Source organism: Maribrevibacterium harenarium (assembly GCF_006385675.1).
Taxonomy (GTDB): domain Bacteria; phylum Pseudomonadota; class Gammaproteobacteria; order Pseudomonadales; family Marinomonadaceae; genus Marinomonas; species Marinomonas harenarium.
On sequence record NZ_VFRR01000120.1, the window covers coordinates 1 to 1,117 of the forward strand.

At 46.4% G+C, this 1,117-nt stretch carries 1 protein-coding gene and 1 pseudogene; both read right to left on the minus strand.

Annotated features, from left to right (window positions below):
* Window positions 1-79 precede the first annotated feature (79 nt).
* On the minus strand, window positions 80-820 hold the full coding sequence (gene istB, locus FJM67_RS17360) for an IS21-like element helper ATPase IstB (RefSeq protein ID WP_140591948.1): 741 nt from the start codon (window positions 818-820) through the stop codon (window positions 80-82).
* Between the two features lie 10 nt (window positions 821-830).
* A pseudogene (locus tag FJM67_RS17365) lies at window positions 831-1,117 on the minus strand (IS21 family transposase); the annotation flags it as partial.

Sequence of the window (1,117 nt, forward strand, 5' to 3'; positions counted from 1 at the left end):
TGCGTATTCCGGTGATTGCGATCGCTCGTTTCGGTCTATTCCGATCAGCTGATCCTGCCGTTTTTCTCTCGTCTTATTTTTACTCTAAGTGATCGGATAGCGCCAGTTTTCTCATGGACTCTCCGCCCAGTTCTATTCGATGACTATTGTGCACTAGCCGATCTAATAATGCGTCTGCGACGGTGGCATTACCAATCATGTTGTACCACTCCTTTACCGGCAGTTGACTGATCACGATTGTGCTGCTGTTTTGATATCGGTCTTCAAGCAACTCTAGTAAGTGGCTAGCATGTTCTGGTGTTAGCGTTTCCATTCCCCAGTCATCCAGGATCAACAGGGATTTTCGAGATAGTGAGAGAAGTTGCTTTTGGTAGCTGCCATCTAGGCGGCCAGCCGTAAGCTCATCAAGTAGGCGAGTTAAACGATAATACCTGACGGCATGTTGTTGGTTACAGGCACTGGTAGCCAGGGCGCAGCCAAGATAAGTTTTGCCTGCACCAGTCGGCCCAGTAATTAAGATATTTTGATGTTTATGTAGATAGCTCCCCGTTAGCAGCTCGCTCATCTGTCTACGATTTAGGTTTCGTCCTTCCTTGTAAACGAGTTGGCTCGGTTGAGCATCAACTCTCAGCTTGGCTTGTCGCTTTAGCCGTTCGATTTTCGTCTGGTTACGATTTAATATTTCGCTTTCCAAAAGTAGGCTTAGCCTTTCCTCGAAGTTCAGTTCTGCATAGGTTGTCAGTTGCTCTTGTTGCTGCTCTAGCGCTTTTGCTGCATGGCTCAGGCGGAGAGTTTTTAGTTGGTCATTCAGTGCGTACATATCCTTTCTCCTAGTGGTAACAGTTCGGGCCACGAACATTGCTATGAACAAGGTTTGGGGTACTGGCCTTACCCTTATTCAATTGTCCTTCTCGATTGTTCTTAAGCAGATTATTAATGAAGGTGTAGTTGGTTTTTGTCAGCATCAGCCCATCCTGGCAAGCCTGCTCTAGGCGTGATTCACCATAGGTTTTACTCAGATTGAGTAATCCAAGACAGGAGCGATATGACTGTTCTGGATGAGGCTTAGAGCTAAGCATTTTATGGATGACTTCTCGTGTCGCAGGACCAATATCAG

Coding starts and splice junctions, on each gene's coding strand:
- istB (WP_140591948.1), bottom strand. CDS start 820: ATGTACGCACTGAATGACCAACTAAAAACTCTCCGCCTGAGCCATGCA.